Below are 465 nucleotides of genomic sequence, written 5' to 3' on the forward strand. Positions count from 1 at the left end.
CGACCTTGAGGGTGCTTTGGCCTTGTACCGCGCCCCGGGTGTTGTCCAGGCTCGCGGCGTCCAGTTCCACACCCGCGTTCTGGCTGTAGATCAGACCGTCGGTGTGGTTGAGGACCTTGCCGGTGGCGGTGATCAGCAGGGTACCGTTGGCGGCGACGGTGCCGGTGTTGCTGTTGTCCAGAGTGCCGGTGTTGAGGGTCATCAGGCGCTGGCTGATCAGTTGCCCGCCCTGGTTGTTGACGGCGCTGCTGCGTTTGAGCAGCCAGTCACCGCCGCTGGCGAGTGTGCCGCCGGTGTTGGTCAGGGCGCCGATCAGGTCGAGGGTGGCGTTGCCCGGGCTGGTGATTGTGCCCGCGCTGTTGTCGAGGGTGTTGGCGGTGATCGCGAGGTCCGCACCGCTGTCGATCAGCCCGTTCTGGCTGTTGTTCAGCAGGCCGGTAACGGTCAGGGTCTGTGCCGCGCCGC

1 protein-coding gene is annotated in these 465 nt (G+C 66.5%); it reads right to left on the reverse strand.

What is annotated here, in order from left to right; translation table 11 throughout:
* Window positions 1-465, reverse strand: a 465-nt coding sequence (locus tag ACODS3_RS26495; protein WP_489037005.1) for a hypothetical protein, incomplete at both ends; no start/stop codon positions are given.

The organism is Pseudomonas sp. FG43 (genome assembly GCF_057809175.1).